This is a genomic window from Pseudomonas sp. GW823-FHT06B06 (assembly GCF_058795195.1).
Genome location: NZ_JBXAHO010000009.1, coordinates 1 through 16,928, shown reverse-complemented (window position 1 = coordinate 16,928; position 16,928 = coordinate 1). Strand labels below are relative to the sequence as shown.

General features: G+C 62.9%; 18 protein-coding genes and 1 pseudogene. 18 read left to right on the top strand and 1 reads right to left on the bottom strand.

Annotated features, from left to right (window positions below):
- Positions 1–138 precede the first annotated feature (138 nt).
- The 18 genes from AC1Q8Q_RS10170 to AC1Q8Q_RS10085 all read left to right on the top strand — a co-directional run bounded on the left by AC1Q8Q_RS10170 (position 139) and on the right by AC1Q8Q_RS10085 (position 15,752).
- Positions 139–2,091: a YncE family protein gene (locus AC1Q8Q_RS10170; RefSeq protein WP_168757839.1), complete on the top strand. Its 1,953-nt coding sequence runs from the start codon at positions 139–141 to the stop codon at positions 2,089–2,091.
- A gap of 13 nt (positions 2,092–2,104) precedes the next feature.
- Positions 2,105–2,761: an SCO family protein gene (locus tag AC1Q8Q_RS10165; RefSeq protein WP_489328026.1), complete on the top strand. Its 657-nt coding sequence runs from the start codon at positions 2,105–2,107 to the stop codon at positions 2,759–2,761.
- Entirely contained in the window at positions 2,758–3,390 is a 633-nt protein-coding gene (locus AC1Q8Q_RS10160; protein ID WP_489328027.1) for an SCO family protein, read from the top strand. The genes AC1Q8Q_RS10165 and AC1Q8Q_RS10160 overlap by 4 nt, the downstream gene beginning before the upstream one ends.
- A 9-nt stretch (positions 3,391–3,399) precedes the next feature.
- On the top strand, positions 3,400–4,950 hold the full coding sequence (locus AC1Q8Q_RS10155) for a cytochrome c/ABC transporter substrate-binding protein (RefSeq protein WP_492615013.1): 1,551 nt from the start codon (positions 3,400–3,402) through the stop codon (positions 4,948–4,950).
- A 14-nt stretch (positions 4,951–4,964) separates the two neighbouring features.
- Entirely contained in the window at positions 4,965–5,918 is a 954-nt protein-coding gene (locus tag AC1Q8Q_RS10150; RefSeq protein ID WP_489328029.1) for a peptidylprolyl isomerase, read from the top strand.
- 222 nt (positions 5,919–6,140) lie between these two features.
- Positions 6,141–6,674 carry a response regulator gene (locus AC1Q8Q_RS10145; RefSeq protein ID WP_042955259.1) on the top strand — a complete coding sequence of 178 codons (534 nt, stop codon included), beginning with the start codon at positions 6,141–6,143 and terminating at the stop codon, positions 6,672–6,674.
- Positions 6,675–6,758: 84 nt separating this feature from the next.
- On the top strand, positions 6,759–8,465 hold the full coding sequence (locus tag AC1Q8Q_RS10140; RefSeq protein ID WP_083348792.1) for a GspE/PulE family protein: 1,707 nt from the start codon (positions 6,759–6,761) through the stop codon (positions 8,463–8,465).
- Positions 8,446–9,249: a hypothetical protein gene (locus tag AC1Q8Q_RS10135; protein ID WP_033042924.1), complete on the top strand. Its 804-nt coding sequence runs from the start codon at positions 8,446–8,448 to the stop codon at positions 9,247–9,249. The genes AC1Q8Q_RS10140 and AC1Q8Q_RS10135 overlap by 20 nt, the downstream gene beginning before the upstream one ends.
- Position 9,250: 1 nt before the next feature.
- On the top strand, positions 9,251–9,796 hold the full coding sequence (locus AC1Q8Q_RS10130; RefSeq protein WP_033042925.1) for a pilus assembly protein: 546 nt from the start codon (positions 9,251–9,253) through the stop codon (positions 9,794–9,796).
- A complete protein-coding gene (locus AC1Q8Q_RS10125) occupies positions 9,783–10,331 on the top strand; it encodes a GspMb/PilO family protein (protein WP_020796385.1) in 549 nt (182 codons plus the stop codon). Before AC1Q8Q_RS10130 ends, AC1Q8Q_RS10125 begins: the two co-directional genes overlap by 14 nt.
- Complete coding sequence (locus tag AC1Q8Q_RS10120) at positions 10,331–10,849, top strand: hypothetical protein (RefSeq protein WP_492615012.1); 519 nt, start codon at positions 10,331–10,333, stop codon at positions 10,847–10,849. Before AC1Q8Q_RS10125 ends, AC1Q8Q_RS10120 begins: the two co-directional genes overlap by 1 nt.
- Positions 10,846–12,678: a type II secretion system protein GspD gene (locus AC1Q8Q_RS10115; RefSeq protein ID WP_492615011.1), complete on the top strand. Its 1,833-nt coding sequence runs from the start codon at positions 10,846–10,848 to the stop codon at positions 12,676–12,678. Before AC1Q8Q_RS10120 ends, AC1Q8Q_RS10115 begins: the two co-directional genes overlap by 4 nt.
- 2 nt (positions 12,679–12,680) lie before the next feature.
- Positions 12,681–13,154 (top strand): type II secretion system protein, encoded by a 474-nt coding sequence (locus AC1Q8Q_RS10110; protein ID WP_020796388.1) that lies wholly within the window; start codon positions 12,681–12,683, stop codon positions 13,152–13,154.
- Between the two features lie 4 nt (positions 13,155–13,158).
- The gene (locus AC1Q8Q_RS10105; protein WP_033042927.1) at positions 13,159–13,533 is read left to right on the top strand and encodes a type II secretion system protein; all 375 of its coding nucleotides are present in this window, start codon (positions 13,159–13,161) and stop codon (positions 13,531–13,533) included.
- Positions 13,508–14,047, top strand: a complete 540-nt coding sequence (locus tag AC1Q8Q_RS10100) for a type II secretion system protein (protein ID WP_020796390.1) — start codon at positions 13,508–13,510, stop codon at positions 14,045–14,047. Before AC1Q8Q_RS10105 ends, AC1Q8Q_RS10100 begins: the two co-directional genes overlap by 26 nt.
- Entirely contained in the window at positions 14,044–14,433 is a 390-nt protein-coding gene (csgE, locus tag AC1Q8Q_RS10095; protein WP_020796391.1) for a curli production assembly/transport protein CsgE, read from the top strand. Before AC1Q8Q_RS10100 ends, csgE begins: the two co-directional genes overlap by 4 nt.
- Positions 14,430–14,849 (top strand): curli assembly protein CsgF, encoded by a 420-nt coding sequence (locus tag AC1Q8Q_RS10090; protein WP_083348794.1) that lies wholly within the window; start codon positions 14,430–14,432, stop codon positions 14,847–14,849. The genes csgE and AC1Q8Q_RS10090 overlap by 4 nt, the downstream gene beginning before the upstream one ends.
- 30 nt (positions 14,850–14,879) lie before the next feature.
- Entirely contained in the window at positions 14,880–15,752 is an 873-nt protein-coding gene (locus AC1Q8Q_RS10085) for a CsgG/HfaB family protein (RefSeq protein WP_492615010.1), read from the top strand.
- 988 nt (positions 15,753–16,740) lie between these two features.
- Here AC1Q8Q_RS10085 and AC1Q8Q_RS10080 read toward each other — a convergent pair.
- Positions 16,741–16,928: pseudogene (locus AC1Q8Q_RS10080) on the bottom strand (hypothetical protein); the annotation flags it as partial.

Here is a 16,928-nt window from a genome sequence, read left to right as displayed (position 1 = left end):
TACCTGTGGGAGCGAGCCTGCTCGCGAAGGCGGAGTGTCAGACACATCAATGCTGGATGTGCTGGCCTCTTCGCGAGCAGGCTCGCTCCCACAGGGGGACGCGGTGAAGCAGGCTTAGATCTGAAGGGGAGATGTGACATGAACAGGACCATCAAAATCGCCAGTGTTGCCCTGGTCGTAGGGGTTGCGCTGATCTGGCTCGGGGTGTGGCGCACGTCGCCACCGACCCTGCTTGGCGACATCGCGCTGCCCGACACCTGGACCGGCCAGACGCTTGAACGTGACGGCGTGTCGGTGGCCCTCGAAGTGCGGCCGCTGGCTGCAGACGGCGTGTTGCGCGAGGGTGAATTTGCCGATGTGCGTTTCAACGTCACCGACAAGGCGTCGGGCCAACCGCTGGCGGGCGTTGCCCCCGGCGCCTGGATCGACCCAGAGACCGTCGCCGCTGACCAGGCCCAGGGCCGCGAGCAGAGCTGCAAGGCGCGGGTCGGGGTGTTCCTTAAATCAAGTATCGGCGCACGGCCGCTGCTCGACCTCAACAGCTACTTCCTGATGGTGATGAACCGCGATGCCAGCGTCTCGGTGGTCGACCCCTCGGTCTCGGTGGGCGGCATCACCAGCACTATGACCCGCATCGATATCAAGCAACCGCCGATGGATTGGGTCACCCCCAGGGACAACAAACGGGTGTTCGTGTCGATGCCCACGGCGGGTGAAGTCGCGGTGATCGACAGTGAGCAATTCAAGCTGCTCGACTCGGTGGCCGCGGGCAGCAATCCGGTGCGCGTGGCCTTGCAACCGGACGAGCGCCTGCTGTGGGTCGGCAACAATGCCCCGTCGGCCGAGCTCTCCGGGATCACGGTGATCGACACCGCCAGCCTCAAGACCCTCAAGCACCTGGCAACTGGCAGTGGCCACCACGAAATCGCCTTCAGCAAGGACAGCCGCTTCGCCTTTGTCACCAACCGCGACGACGGCACCCTGAGCATCATCGATGTCGCCACCTTGACCATCGCCAAGCAGCTCAAGACCGGTTCGCACCCGCTGTCGGTGGTGTACTCGACACTGTCCGGCGCGGCCTATGTGGCCGATGGCAAGGACGGCACGGTGACCGTGGTCGACGCGGCGAACCAGTCGGTGCGGCGGGTGATCAAGATCAAGCAGGGCCTCGGCCCGATGGGTTTCAGCGCCGACGGCCGTTTCGGCATCGTGCTCAATACCCTGGAGAACCAGGCCGCGGTGATCGACGCCGCCACCGATTCGCTGATCCATGAACTGGACGTGTCCGCCGAACCCTATCAAGTGGTGTTCACCAAGGCCTATGCGTACGTGCGCGGACTGGCCTCGCCCAAGGTCACGATGATCAACCTGGCGTCCCTCGGTGAGGGCCGCAAGCCGATCAGCCAGGGCTTTGAAGCCGGGCCGCAACCGCCGCGCCTGGCCGGTGACTTGCCGCTGGCCTCGAGCCTGGCGGTGTCGCGGGACGACAACGCGGTGTTTGTGGTCAACCCGGTGGACAACACCACCTACTTCTACGCCGAAGGCATGAACGCGCCGATGTCCGGCTACCCCAATCGCGGGCAAGTGGCGCGGGCGGCGCTGGTCATCGACCGCAGCCTGCGCGAAGTCGAACCGGGGCTGTACAGCGCGCGGATCAAGCTGCCGGCGGCGGGGCGCTTCGACGTGGCGTTCCTGCTCAACCAGCCCAACATCATCCACTGCTTCAGCGCCGTGGTTGAGCCGAACGCAAGCCTGGGCCCCGTCGCCGGCATCCCGAAAGTCGAGTTCATGCTCGACAAAACCACGGCCGCCCTGGGTAGCCCTTATGTCGTGCGCTTTCGCATCGTCCAGGGCAAACAGAAGGTCCAGCGCAGCGGGGTCAAGGACGTGCAGGTGCGCTACTTCCTGGCGCCCAGTTCCCGGCCGCAGTACGTCGCGGCACTGGACGTCGGCAATGGCATCTATGAAGCCCCGGTCACCCTTGACCAGCAAGGCGCCTGGTACCTGCACGTGCGTGCGGCGTCCCTGGGCGCGAATTTCGACGACCAGACGTTTGCCAGCGTTCGGGTGACCCCCGGCATTGCTCATTGAAGAGGACATCGACATGAACCGACTCGCACATCACGGACTGCTGACGCTCTGCCTGTTGACTGCCAGTATCGGCCAGGCCCTGGCCCATTCGGCCGATGAACATGCTGGCCACAACATGGCCGCCAAAAGCACCAGTTCCGAGACCGCTCAGGTCAAGTTCGCCGACGTCGCGCTGGTGGACCAGAACGGCAAGACCGTGCGCCTGGAAAAAGACCTGGTGGCCGACAAGATCGTGGTCATGAGCTTTATCTACACCAGTTGCACCACGGTCTGCCCGGTGGTGTCCTCGATCATGGGCAAGGTGCAGAAACAGCTGGGGGCACGGGTCGGCACCGAAGTGCAGCTGGTGTCGATCAGCATCGATCCGCAGCGCGATGACGCCAAGCGCCTCAACGATTATGCCCGCTCCTTCCAGAACGGTCCGGGTTGGAGCTGGCTGACCGGCTCCACGCAGTCGGTCAACGAAACCCTCAAGGGCCTGGGCAGTTTCAGTGGCGACTTCAAGAATCACGCACCGCTGATCCTCGTGGGGGACGGCAACAGTCGTCACTGGACCCGCTACTACGGCTTCACCGACCCGGCCGTATTGACCCGGCAAGTGGAGAAGCTCAGCGGTGAACGCAACGCCCACGCCAAACACACCGCCATCGCCATGGAGCATCAGCCATGAGACTTCTCGACTGGGTCGCCCTGAGCCTCTGCGCCTGCCTCGCCAGCTCCTTGGCCTTGGCCCATGAAGGGCATGAACAAGCGGCGCCGGCCTCCGACACGGTGGCCGCCACCGCGCAACCGGCCGGTGGCACCCGCGATGCCAGGACCTGGTTCACCGACACGCCGTTGCAGGACCAGAACGGCAATACCCTGCGTTTCTACAGCGACGCGCTGCACAACCGCGTGGTGCTGCTCAATGTGATTTTCACCAGTTGCACGGACGCCTGCCCGTTGATCACCCAGAAGCTCAAGCAAGTGCGCGAAGTGCTTGGCGACAAGGCGGACGGCATCACCTTTATCTCCCTTACCAGTGATCCGCTGCGGGACACCCCGGCGGTACTCAAGGCTTACACCTTGAAGCAGGGCGTCGATGAGCCCCACTGGCTTTTTCTTACCGGCGACAAAGCGCAGATGGACCTGGTCCTTGGGCGCATTGGCCAAGTCATACCGTCCCCCGAGCAGCACTCCACCCAGTTGATCGTCGGTGACGTGGCGAACAAGCGCTGGAGCAAGATCCGCCCCGATGCCCCGGCCGCCGCCATTGCCCAGCGCTTGCAGCTGCTGGCAATGCCCGTGGCCGGTCGCTGAGTCCGGGCCATGAAAAACGCCCTGATCCTCAGCCTGCTTCTTCTCGGTGGCATCAGCCTGAACACCCAGGCGTTGACGCTGACGCCCAGTGAAAGCGCCGGCAAACGGCTGTACCGCGAGGGAGTATCGGCCAGTGGTGAGCCGATCATGGCCCGGATCGGGGCAGCGGGCATGCTGCTGCCGGCCACCAGCCTGCCGTGCGCCAACTGCCACGGCAGCGATGGCCTCGGCCGCCCGGAAGGCGGGGTGCGCCCGCCGGATTTGAGCTGGTCGCGGCTGACCAGTATCTACGGTCAACAGCAGGTCAACGGGCGTGCCTACCCGGCCTATACCGAGGGCACTTTGGCCCGTGCGGTCCAGGAGGGACGCGATCCGGGCAACAACCGGCTGGACGCGGCGATGCCGCGGTTCGTGCTGTCGATGACCGATCAGCGCAACCTGACGGCCTACCTCAAGCGCCTGGCCGATGAGCGCGATCCGGGCCTGAGCCCCGACAGCCTGCACCTGGGCACCTTGCTGCCGAGCAGCGGGTCGCTGGGCGAAGAGGGCCTCACCGTGGCGGCGGTGCTCAGGGGCAGCGTGGCGCGGATCAACGAAGCGGGGGGGATTCATGGCCGGCAGTTGCGCCTGACCATCATGGATCCCGGTCCCGACCGTGCCAGCGCCGAGCAGGCGCTGGACCAGTTGATCGAGCAGGAACAGGTTTTCGCGCTGGTCGCACCGCTGGTGCCGGCGCTGGGTGCCGAACTGGCGCCGCTTCTGGAACAGGCCGGCGTGCCCCTGATCGGGGCGCTGTCATTGCAAGGTACGGCCCAGGCCAGCCGGCAGATTTTCGAACCGTTGCCGGGGCTGCGCGAACAGATGATCGCGCTGGCCAACTATGCCGCCACCAGTCTGCGCGTGCTGCAAGGCCCGACGTTGATTGCCTATCCGAACGAACCTGGCCAACGCCTGGCGGCCGAGAAACTTGCCCAGTACCTGCAGGACAACGACTGGCAGAAAGTGCGCCTGCAACCCTACGAGTCGGCGCAGGACGAGTTGCCACTGGGCTCGCGCTCGGTGTTCTACATGGGCAGCAGTGGTGGTTTCAGTCGCCTGGCCGAGCGGCTGCAGACCGCGGGGCAGGTGCCGTACCTGTTCGCCGCCTCGAATCAGGTGGCAGGGGATCTGCTGCAGGTGCCCAGTGATTTTTCCCGACGGGTGTTCCTGGCGTATCCGTTCGTGCCAAGCGACTGGACGATGACCGGGCGCATCGCCCTGATGCAGCTGCGCGAGCGCCAGAGGCTCGGTGGCGAACACGCGGTGCTGCAGGTCGGTGCCTACAGTTCAATGCTGTTGCTCAGCGAGGGCATGAAACAGGCGGGACGCGATGCCAGCCGGGAAAAACTGATCAGTGCCCTGGAAGGCCTGCATGACTTCGACACCGGCCTGACCCCGCTGATCAGTTTCGGGCCGGGTCGACGCCTGGGCCTGAACGGCGCCCATGTGGTCACCGTGGACCTGCCAGACCAGCGCTTCTATCTGGTCGCCCCCTACAAACCTATTGCCGCCATGCCCTGATCCGGAGGCCGAACATGAAACTCATGACTGTGCTGGTGCTATTGATCCTATGGGTGCCCGCTGCGTTTTCCAGTAATGGCCCGGCGGTAGCAAGGGTCAATGGCGAGGAAATTTCCCAGCTGCGCCTGGAGCGCTATTTCGCCGAATATCTGGAGGATCAGGGCCGGGCGGTCGCCAGCATTCGCAGTCCCAGCGCCTACAAACAGCTGCGCAAGGCGGCGCTGGACGCCCTGATCGACAAGGAGCTGCTCTGGCAGGAAGCGGTCAAGCGCGGGGTGGTGGTCAGCGATGCCACGGTGCAAGACCAGGTGGCCCGGACCCGCCAGGCCATGGGGGGCGCACAGGTGTTCGCCCGGCGCCTCGAAGACGCCGGTTTCGATGAGGCCGCCTACATCGAGTACACCCGTCGTGACCTGGCGGCGCAGCAGATGTTTGCCGAACTCACCAGGGCGCAACAGCCGGACGAAACACAGGTGCGGGCGTTTTATGAGGAACACCGCGCCGAGATGAATCGGCCCGAGGAAATCCAGGTCAGGCATATCCTGATCAAAGTCCCTCAGGGTGCGGATGCTTCCACAGTCGAAGCCGCGAGACTACGATTGCAGGCAATGCGTACCTCGATTGATCAGGGCGCCGATTTTGCCAGTGTGGCCCGTAGCGGTTCCGAAGACGCTTCGGCCAGTGCCGGCGGCGATCTGGGTTACTTCACCCGTGGGCGCATGCTGCCGGAGTTCGAAGCGGCGGCTTTTGCCCTCAAGCCAGGGGCCATCAGCGAGCCGGTGCGCACGACGGTTGGCTGGCATTTGATCTTGCTGCAGAACCGATTGGAGGCTGCCGATGTCCCAGAAGAGCAGGGACTTGAAATGGTTCGGGTCTACCTTACCCGACAGAAACAGGTCCAGGCACGTCTACAGGCGCTGGCTCAGCTGCGCGCAAGCAATCGAATCGAACGCATTGACGACGAATGAGCTTTCCCCAAAAGTGGGGGAAAGCGTCGATACACATCCGTTCGCTTTTCCCCGCTTTTGGGGGGTGGGGCATGTGGACGCAAAGGCATTGCTTTTAAATTCAAGGACATGAATACATAAAATTACCGGCTCTCAGCCTGGCATGAAGTGTGCGTTAGTCCTATCAAGGACGCGCACTCCACCAGGTTCGGAACTCGGATCTGCGGTTTCAAGGAGTCCACCTTGTTAAACAAAGTACTGGTTGTCGATGACGAACAGCTGCTGGCGGAAAACCTCCAGGGTTACCTGCAGGCGCAAGCGCTGGAAGTCCGGATTGCTCACGACGGTGCGCAAGGAATCGTAGAAGCTGACGATTTCGCACCCGATGTGATGGTGTTCGATTACCGCTTGCCCGATATGGAAGGCTTTGAGGTGCTCGATGCCGTCCGCCAGAACAGGAAGTGTCATTTTGTGCTGATCACGGGGCACCCCACCGCAGAGGTTTGCGAAAGGGCCCGGCAACTGGGAGTCAGCCATATCCTGTTCAAACCGTTTCCGTTGGCGGAACTGGCGCGTGCAGTACTTGACCTTCTGGGGCGCCAGCGCGAACCCAAAGCGGGTGTGAGCAGTAGCGAAGGCTTTGTCGAACGACGCCAGAGCAGGAACGAGAGTTTCCCGCTGCAGTTGTACGACGGTAGTTGGGTGCTTGCAGATCGCCGACGAAGTAACACGGCCTCCACAGCGCCAGACGACGAACGATTGCTCACCGGGGAGTAATGGCGCGACAAGAGGTTACGGCATCCGCCGCAATTGCTCGCCGCGCCGACAGGGCTCTAAGCCCCGGGTGTTGGAGAGCAAGCCATGGACCGTCTTTCCCTTGTCGTCGATGTGCCAACGCGCGATTGTGTACCGACTCGATTCACCAGTGAGCAATTGGCCCAGGCTCGCTCCCGGGCTGGCAGTTCCGGCGAACGCATGCTCGAAGCCCTCGGGGCGCTCTGCGAACTGGCTCCCATGCCCTTTATCCAGTGCCTGGGCGCGACCCTGCACTACCCGGTGCTCGACACCGACAGCCTGTTTCAAGCCACCCCGGTGTTCGACCGGGTCACCCTGGCCCAATGCCTCAAGCGCGAATTCATCCTGCTGCGTCACGACGATGCGGTCATCGGCGTGTTTGCCGACCCCTTCGACAGCGCTCGCCTGGCCTGGATCGACGACTGCCTGCACGGCGCGCCGCTGTACCTGGTGCATGCCGACGACCTGAAAGCCTACCTGGCACGCCACGAAGAGAGCTTCCACGCAGTGGAATCGCTCAACGCCCAGGCTGATGGCAACACCGAGACCGACACCCTGCAGAGCCTGTCCCTGACCAGTATCAGCGAAGACTCGAGCGTGGTGGTCAAGCTGGTCAACTCGACCCTCTACGACGCGCTGAAGATGCACGCCAGCGATATCCACCTGGGCACCACCGGCAGCGGCCTGGTGATCAAGTACCGCATCGATGGCGTGCTCAACAACATCAGCAAGATCCAGGGCAGCGAGTTCGCCGAACAGGTGATTTCCCGGGTCAAGGTCATGGCCGAACTGGACATCGGCGAAAAACGCGTGCCCCAGGACGGTCGCTTCAAGATCGGCATCAGCGGCCGGCAGATCGACTTCCGGGTGTCGATCATGCCGAGCATTTTCGGCGAGGACGCTGTGCTGCGGGTGCTCGACAAGCAGGACCTGGCCGACAAGGTCTGCGGCGTGCAGCTGCAGGCCCTGGGCTTTGAAGAGGAAACCCTGCGTCAACTGCGCCGCCTGGCTGCCGAACCCTACGGCATGGTGCTGGTCACCGGCCCCACCGGCAGCGGCAAGACCACCACGCTGTACGCGATGATCACCGAGATCAACCACGGCGTGGACAAGATCATCACCATCGAAGACCCGGTGGAGTACCAGCTGCCCGGCGTACTGCAGATCCCGGTCAACGAAAAGAAAGGCCTGACCTTCGCCCGCGGCCTGCGCTCGATCCTGCGCCACGACCCGGACAAGATCATGGTCGGCGAGATCCGCGACCCCGACACCGCGCAGATCGCCGTGCAATCGGCACTCACCGGGCACCTGGTGTTCACCACTATCCACGCCAACAACGTGTTCGACGTGATCGGCCGCTTCACCCAGATGGAAATCGACCCCTACAGCCTGGTCTCCGCGCTCAATGCGGTGCTGGCCCAGCGTCTGATCCGCCTGGTGTGCAGCGCTTGCAGCACGCCCTACGCACCGACCGAAGAAGAGCTGCAAAGCTCGGGCCTCGACCCGCAACAGGTCGCGCACTACCACTTCGTCCATGGCAAGGGTTGCGGTCATTGCCGTGGCACCGGCTACCGCGGACGCAGTGCGATTGCCGAGCTGCTGCACCTGGACGACGAGCTGCGGCAAATGATCGTCGAGCGCCAACCCATTTCGAAAATCAAGGCCCACGCCTGCAAACGCGGTTTGCGCCTGCTGCGCGAATCGGCGCTGGAACTGGTGCAACAAGGCCGTACCACTCTCGAGGAGATCAATCGTGTCACTTTTATCTCGTGAGCGTTATGTCGCCGTGCTCGGCGCCAGTGGTGTCGGCCTCGGTCAGCGCCAGGGTGGCGACACCCTGTGGCTGGGCAGCGTCGGCTTCATCGATGAAGGGTTCATGGCCTGGACGGTCGCCCTGGAAACCCTCGACCGCCTGCTGGGCGAACATGCCCGCGCCGGTGCCGAGTTGACTGTGGTGGTCTCCGGCCACTTCAGCCGGTTTTGCCTGGTGCCCTGGAGCGAGCAGATCAGCAGCCCCGACGAACTGCGCGGGTTTGCCCAGCTGTGCTTCGAAGACCTCTACGGGGCAGCCAACCAACCCTGGAGCCTGGTGCTGTCGGCCGAACCCGCCGGCTACGACCGGATCGCCAGCGCGCTGCCGCAAGACCTGATCGAACGCCTGCGTGCCCTGGTCAGTGGCCGTGGCTTGCGCCTGCGTTCGGTGCAACCGTACCTGATGGCGGCGTTCAACCACTTCGACAAAAGCTTCGACGCCGGCGACTTCCTGTTCGTGGTCGCAGAACCGGTGCGCAGTGTGATGCTGCTGGCGCGCGAAGGTCGCTGGACGGCAGTGCGCTCGGTGGGCAGCAGCGACAGCGATGCGGCACTGAGCGCGCTGGTCGGTCGCGAATGCCAATTGCAGGCGTCCATCAGTGAGCGGCCACTGAACATCTACCTGCATGCGCCAGCGCGTATCGACTCGCACCCTGAAGTGCCAGGCGTACAGCTGCGCACCCTCGAAGAAGGCCGGACCAGCGTACGCGACAGCCTGTACGTCATGTCCCGGACGGTGGCCTGACATGCGCCCCCTGATGCTCGACTTTCAGCCGCGCCGCCGCTCCAGTCCCCTGGGCTGGAGCCTGCTGGTCGGTGGCGTGGTGCTGGCGCTGACCTGCATCGTCATCCAACAACAGGTAAGTGGGGAGGCCGAACAACAGCAAGGTCACCTGCAAACCACGCAACGGGTACTTACTGGCGACACCGGCAGCAAGGTCAGCCTGACCCCGGCCGAAACCCGCGAGCAGGCGCAGAACCTGGCCGAGATGCGCAAGGTCTCGCAGCAGTTGCGCCGCCCTTGGGAGCGCCTGTTCGCCACCCTGGAAGCCATGCCGCGCGACAACATTGCCTTGCTGACCCTGACCCCGGATGCCCGCAAGGGCCAGGTGCGGATCAGCGCCGAGGCACGCGACCTGGACGCCATGCTCGACTTCCACCGCCGCCTCGAAGCCTGCGACGAGCTTTCCGACGTGTCGTTGCTCAGCCACGAAATCGTCGCCAACGTGCCGGAGCACCCGGTGCAATTCAACTTGTCGGCTACCTGGGAGATTGGCGATGCAAATCCCTAGATTGATCGTCCACGAATACCTGCAAAGCCTCGGCGTGCCGGGCCTGGCAGGGCTGGCCCTGCTGGTGCTGGCGCTGGCCTACGGCCTGTTCGGCTTGTTGCCGGACTGGCAGGCGCTGCAGCACCTGAGCCAGCAGACCCAGGACGCCCGCGAGTACCTGGCCAAGGTCGAGGAGGGCTCGATCGCCGCTCCGGTCGTGCCACAACGCCAGCTCGATGACTTCCGCAGCAAATTGCCAACCCAGCCCCAGGCCACCGTCGCCATCGACAAGATCTACGCGCTGGCCGCCCAGGAACGCATCACCCTGTCCAGGGGCGAATACTCGCTGGGCATCGATCCCAAGACCCACCTGGCGCGCTATCAGATCCTGTTGCCGGTGCGGGGCAGCTACCCGCAACTGCGGCGCTTCATGCATGCCTTGCTCGGCCAGTTGCCGGCGGTGGTGGTGGAGGACCTGGAGCTTTCGCGCAAGAAGATCGCCGACACCGACCTGAACGGGCGGATCCGCATGACCCTTTACCTGTCGAGGTCATGATGAACAACAAACGTGCAGTGGGTTGGGTGGCGTTCCTCGGCGTGGCCGCGGCGCTGACCTGGGTGCCCGAATACTTAAAACAGGCTGACGACAGTGACGTCGAAGTGGCCGCTGTGGCCACGCCCGTCAAAGGCAAGCAACGCGGCGCCTTGCCAGCCGCGCAGGCCTCTGCTGCGCCCGTGGCGATCAAGGACCTGAGCCCGGCGGGCGACCTGTTCGCCGCGCGCAGCTGGAAGGCCGCACCCACCCTGGCCAGCGTCACCGAACAACCGGTCAACGTTGCACCGGTGGTGCAGGTCCCCACTGCACCGCCCATGCCGTTCCAGTTCATCGGCCGGATGGACGATCGCACCGACCTGCAAGTGTTTTTGCAAAACGGCGAAAAGATCTACGTCGTGCGTAAAGGGGATGTGATTGACGAAACATGGAAGATCGAGGGCATTTCCGATCTGGAACTGAGCCTGGTCTATTTGCCTCTGCATTTGTCCCAGACCTTGTCTGTGGGGAGCGCGCAATGAACAAGTCCCGTTTGCTGATGAGCCTCTGCCTCTGTGCAGGGCTGGCTGCCTGCAGCTCGGCGCAGGTGGCCAAGGAAGAAGCCTCTGAGCTGATCGAACAGGGCCAGTACGAAGCCGGCCTGGCCCGGATCGAGGAGGGCCTGCGGGAAAACCCTCGCGACACCGAACTGCACATTGCCCTCAATAGCGCTCGTGCCCGTGCGATCACGGCGCTGCTGACCCAGGCCGACATGGATCGCACCCAGCGTGATTTCGCGTCCGCTCGCATGGGGTACAGCCGGGTGTTGACCATCGAACCGAACAACCGCCGCGCCCAGGACGCCATGCGTCAGCTCGAACACATGCGCAACCTCGATGAAAAACTTGAACTGGCCCGTGGCGACCTGCGCCGTGGCGACATCTACGGCGCCGAGCGTCAGGTCAGGCAGATTCTCGAACTGGACCCCAACAACGAAGGCGCCCTGGAACTGCAAGGCAATATCCGCCTGGTGCAGAGCCGCAACGTGGTGGCCTATCCGCAACTGCGCACCAAGCTGGACAAGCCGGTAACCCTGGAATTTCGCGACGCCAATCTCAAGACCATCTTCGAAGTGCTGTCCCAGGTCGCCGGCCTGAACTTCATCTTCGACAAGGACCTGCGCCCGGACATGAAAGCCACCATCTTCGTGCGCGACGTGCGCATCGAAGACGCCGTGGCACTGCTGTTGCAACAGAACCAGCTGCACCAGAAAGTGGTGAACGAAAACACCCTGCTGATCTACCCGGACTCGCCGCAGAAGCTCAAGGATTACCAGGAGCTGGTGATGCGCACCTTCTACCTGACCAGTATCGATGCCAATACCGCGCTGAACATGGTCAAGACCATGCTCAAGACCCGCGACGTGTTCGTCGACGAACGCCTCAACACCCTGACCATGCGCGACACCGGTGACGCCGTGCGCATGGCCGAGAAGCTCCTGCAATCGCAGGATCAGTCCAACCCCGAAGTGGTGCTGGAAGTGGAAGTGATGGAGGTCGCCACCCAGCGGATTCTCGACCTGGGCCTGCAATGGCCGAACACCTTCGGCGTGGTCAACAGCGACGGTTCGGCGGTGACCCTGCTCGATCAGCTCAAGGGCATCAATTCCAGCCGGATCACCATCCAGCCCTCGCCACAGGCCAAGATCAATGCCCAGGACAAGGACATCAATACCCTCGCCAGCCCGGTGATCCGCGTCAGCAACCGCGAACAGGCGCGCATCCACATCGGCCAGCGCGTGCCGATCATAAGCGCCACGTCGGTGCCGTCGACCCAGGGACCGGTGATCACCGAAAGCGTGACTTACCTGGACGTCGGTCTGAAACTGGAAGTGCAGCCCACCGTGCACTTGAACAACGAAGTGGCGATCAAGGTGGCCCTGGAAGTCAGCAACGCCACGCCACTGGAACCGACCCGCCAGGGCACGATTCCGGTCCAGGTCGATACCCGCAACGCGCAGACCACCCTGCGCCTGCATGACGGCGAAACGCAGATTCTCGCCGGCCTGATGCGCAACGACCATGGCAGCACCGGCAACAAGATTCCCGGTCTTGGCGATATTCCTGGCCTCGGCCGCCTGTTCGGCAGCAACAAGGACGACGTGAGCAAATCCGAGCTGGTGTTGTCGATCACCCCGCGGATCGTGCGCAACCTGCCGTACCAGAGTCCGTCGGACATGGAATTCACCACGGGCACCGAAACCAGCATGCACATCCAGGCGCCGGATCGCTCGAAGGTCGAGGTTGAAGAGGTCAAGGCCAATGGCATGGGCGCACCGATCGCTACCACCGTTACTGTTGGGAAGCCTTGATCATGAACGCCTCGCAACGCGGTTTTACCTTGATTGAAGTCGTGGTGACGCTGTCGTTGATCGGCCTGCTGGCCGGCATGGCCGCGCCGCTGACCGAGACCGTGGTGCGCCGGGGCAAAGAGCAGGAACTGCGTACCGCGCTATACCAGATCCGCGATGCCATCGACGCCTACAAGCGTGCTTTCGACGCCGGGTACATCGAGAAATCGCTCAACAGCAGCGGCTACCCGCCGAACCTGCAGGTGCTGGTGGAAGGGGTGCGCGATGTGCGCAGCGCCAAGGGTGCCAAGTTCTATTTCCTGCGCCGCGTACCCCATGACCCGCTGGCACCGGTCAAGCGCGACGACGAAGGTGGCTGGGGCCTGCGCTCCTACGACAGTACGGCTCAAAACCCGCGGGAAGGCCAGGACGTCTTCGACGTCTACTCCAAGGCCCGGGGCAAGGGTCTCAACGGCATCGCCTACCGGGAGTGGTGAGCATATGCGTCGGGAAAGGGGTTTTACCCTATTGGAACTGATGGTGGTCATGGCAATCATCGCCACCCTGATGACCATCGCCTTGCCGCGCTATTTCAACAGCCTGGAGGCCTCCAAGGAGACCACCCTGCGCCAGAGCCTGTCGGCGATGCGCGAAGCACTGGATCACTACTACGGTGACACCGGACGCTATCCCGACTCCATCGAGCAACTGGTTGAACAGCGCTACCTGCGCAATCCGCCGATGGACCCGATTGTCGAACGCAAGGACGCCTGGGTCTTGGTTGCACCGCCTGACGGCGTGGCCGGCGGTGTCGCCGATATCAAGAGTGGTGCCACAGGGAGGGCGCGTGATGGCAGCCTTTATTCCGAGTGGTAAGCCTGCGGCACAAGGCGGCTTCACCTACCTGGGTGTGCTGTTCCTGATCATGGTGATGGGCATGGGCCTGGCCAGTGCCGGCGAGTTGTGGTCCACCGCTTCACGGCGCGACCGCGAACGCCAATTGCTCTGGGTCGGCACCCAGTACGCCCAGGCACTGCGCAGCTATTACCGCAGTTCGCCAGGCCTGGCCCAGTACCCCAAGGAACTCGCCGACCTGTTGCAGGACGAGCGTTTCCCCAGCGCCAAACACCATATACGCCAGCTATACCCGGACCCGATCGGCGGCGGTGAATGGTTCCTGATGCGCGGCTTCGACGGACGCATCACCGGCATCAGCAGCTCGTCCACCGACAAGCCGCTCAAGCAGGCGGACTTCCCCAGCCAGTGGTCGGACTTCAACGGCATGGCCAGCTACAAGGACTGGCAATTCGTGGCCGAAAAAGCCTTCCTCGATGGCACCTCGGGCCCTGCCAAAGGCCAGTCCGCAGTGCCGGAGGGATTGCAGCCATGAAGCGCTTCTGCCTGGCGATGATCCTGCTGTTGAGCACCTGCGTGACCTGGGCCGCTGAAGAGGACGAGATGCTCGGCTTCATCGTCGACGACACGATCTCGCACATCGGCCACGAATTTTACTACTCGTTCAGTGAACGCCTGCGCGCCACCAGCCCGATGGATTTCAACCTGGTGGTACGCGAACGACCTTCGGCTCGCTGGGGCAGCCTGGTGACCGTGGAGTTTCAACAACGCCTGGTTTACCGGCGCTTCCTGCCGCCGAACACCGTGGAGCTCAAGGACGAGGCCTATGCCGCCGCCGACTGGGTACGCGGGCAGATTGTCCAGCGCAAGCTGGAAGCCTTGTTGCAGGACACCACGGACCTTGAGAGGGACGAACTATGAAAGCGAAAACGTTTTTGCAGCGCGCCGGTGGATGCATGCTCGGCCTGGGTGCTTGCGCCATGGTCCAGGGCACGGAACTGGTGTACACGCCCGTCAACCCTTCGTTTGGCGGCAACCCGTTGAACGGCACCTGGCTGCTCAACAACGCCCAGGCGCAGAACGACTACGACGATCCCGACTTGAAGGATCGTACCTCGGCGGCCGGGACCTCAGCCCTGGAGCGCTTCAGCGCCCAGTTGCAATCGCGCTTGCTGGGTCAACTGCTGGACAACATCTCCACCGGCAACACGGGGAGCCTGTCCACGGACGCTTTCATCGTCGACGTGGTCGACGACTCCGGTGCGCTGACGATCAACGTGACCGACCGGGCCACGGGCGAAGTTTCGGAAATCCAGGTGAATGGACTGGCCCCTTGAGGGGAATCGGGACAATGGGGAGTTAAGGACATGAAAAAAATAATAGCGCTAGGGCTGATGTTGGCGGCATTACAAGGGTGCAGTCTGCGCGAGCCGATGCCGGCCGAGCAGGACTCCAAAACCCCGACCCTGACCCCAAGGGCCTCGACCTACTATGACTTGATCAACATGCCACGACCCAAGGGCCGGTTGATGGCGGTGGTCTACGGCTTCCGCGACCAGACCGGGCAATACAAGCCGACCCCGGCCAGCTCGTTTTCCACCAGCGTCACCCAGGGCGCGGCGAGCATGCTGATGGACGCCTTGCAGGCCAGCGGCTGGTTCGTGGTGCTCGAGCGTGAAGGGCTGCAGAACCTGTTGACCGAGCGCAAGATCATCCGCGCCTCGCAGAAGAAACCCAATACCCCGGTGAACATCCAGGGTGAGCTGCCACCGCTGCAAGCGGCGAACATGATGCTCGAAGGCGGGATCATCGCCTACGACACCAACGTACGCAGCGGCGGCGAAGGCGCGCGCTACCTGGGCATCGACATTGCCCGGGAGTATCGCGTCGACCAGGTCACGGTGAACCTGCGGGCAGTGGACGTGCGCAGCGGGCAGGTGCTGTCCAACGTCATGACCAGCAAGACCATCTACTCCGTGGCCCGTAGTGCTGGCGTGTTCAAGTTCATCGAGTTCAAGAAATTGCTTGAGGCCGAGGTGGGCTACACCACCAACGAACCGGCGCAGTTGTGTGTGTTGTCGGCGATCGAGGCGGCGGTGGGGCATATGCTGGCGCAGGGGATCGAGCGACGTTTGTGGCAGGTGGCGGGGGACAACTCCCAGCCTGCGCAGAATGAGACCCTGGATCGCTACCTGACGCAGAACAAGGTGGTGCCGGAGGGAGAGGGGGAGGATGAGTGAGCCCCGGCGGCCGACAGCCGACCAGGCTCCTGCAGATGTACCCAATCCAAACTGTAGGAGCCCGGCTTGCCGGCGAAGGCGGCCTGACAGCCGACCCATCTCTCACGGCTGTACTCGATCAACTGTGGGAGCTGGCCTGCCAGCGAAGGCGACCTGACAAACGACCTGGATTTTGTTGACGGAGTACATATCCATTCCTGCGGTAACGGCCACCTAGGGTTTCGTCCTTACGGCGAGTCACTTGGAAGAGCCTGTAGGAGCGAGCATGCTCCGGGCGGCGTTCCGACGATGGTCGTCAACGATGACGAGGGCTATCTGAATGCCCGTGTTGTTCTGGCGTTTTTCGCGAGCATGCTCGCTCCTACAGGGCCCGCCGCGATGGGCCATCCTTGGCCCAGCGCGGCTAAACCGGCATCCATGCCGATTTAGCCACTGCGCAGAACCGGAAAAAGGGGACAACCGGAAAAAGAGCGGAAAAAGAGGGAAAAAGGGGACCGGGAAAAAGGGGACAGATTTATATTCGGGAAAAGGAAAAAGGGAAAAAGGGGACAGATTTATATTCGAGCAATGTAAACAAATCATGAAAATAAATCTGTCCCCTTTTTTCTTCTTTTTCAAACGCCGGAGTGCCGGCCCAGCAAAAAGTAAGCAAAAGGCTTGGCCCCACCACTCGGTGCCTCGCTAGGGCTCGGCATGCCGTAACGAAGGCAATGCGCCGTGGGTCGCCGCGATGGGCCATCCCTGGCCCAGTGCGGCTAAACCGGCGTCCTACCGGTTTCCCCACTGCGCAATACCTGCGTTCGGCCATCGTGGTTAACGGGGCACCCAAATCCAAAGCAAAAGCGAGGCGGCCTGACAGCCGACCTGACTTTTGCAGATACCCCTCAATTCCTTGTGGGAGCCAGCCTGCTGGCGATGGACGTCAACGATGACGCGCCCTGTCTGGATGATCGCGTTGTCAGGTCGTTTTTCGCGAGCAGGCTCGCTCCTACAGTGGGATCGCGGACACACCTGTAATCAGGTCGGCTGTCAGGCCGCCTCGCTTCGGCTTTTGCTCTGCTTTGGCTTTTGATTTTCTTGCCACATCGAGAGGCCGAAAGGAGGTTCTGCGCAGTGGGTAAACCGGCATGGATGCCGGTTTAGCCGCGCTGGGCCAAGGATGGCCCATCGCGGCGA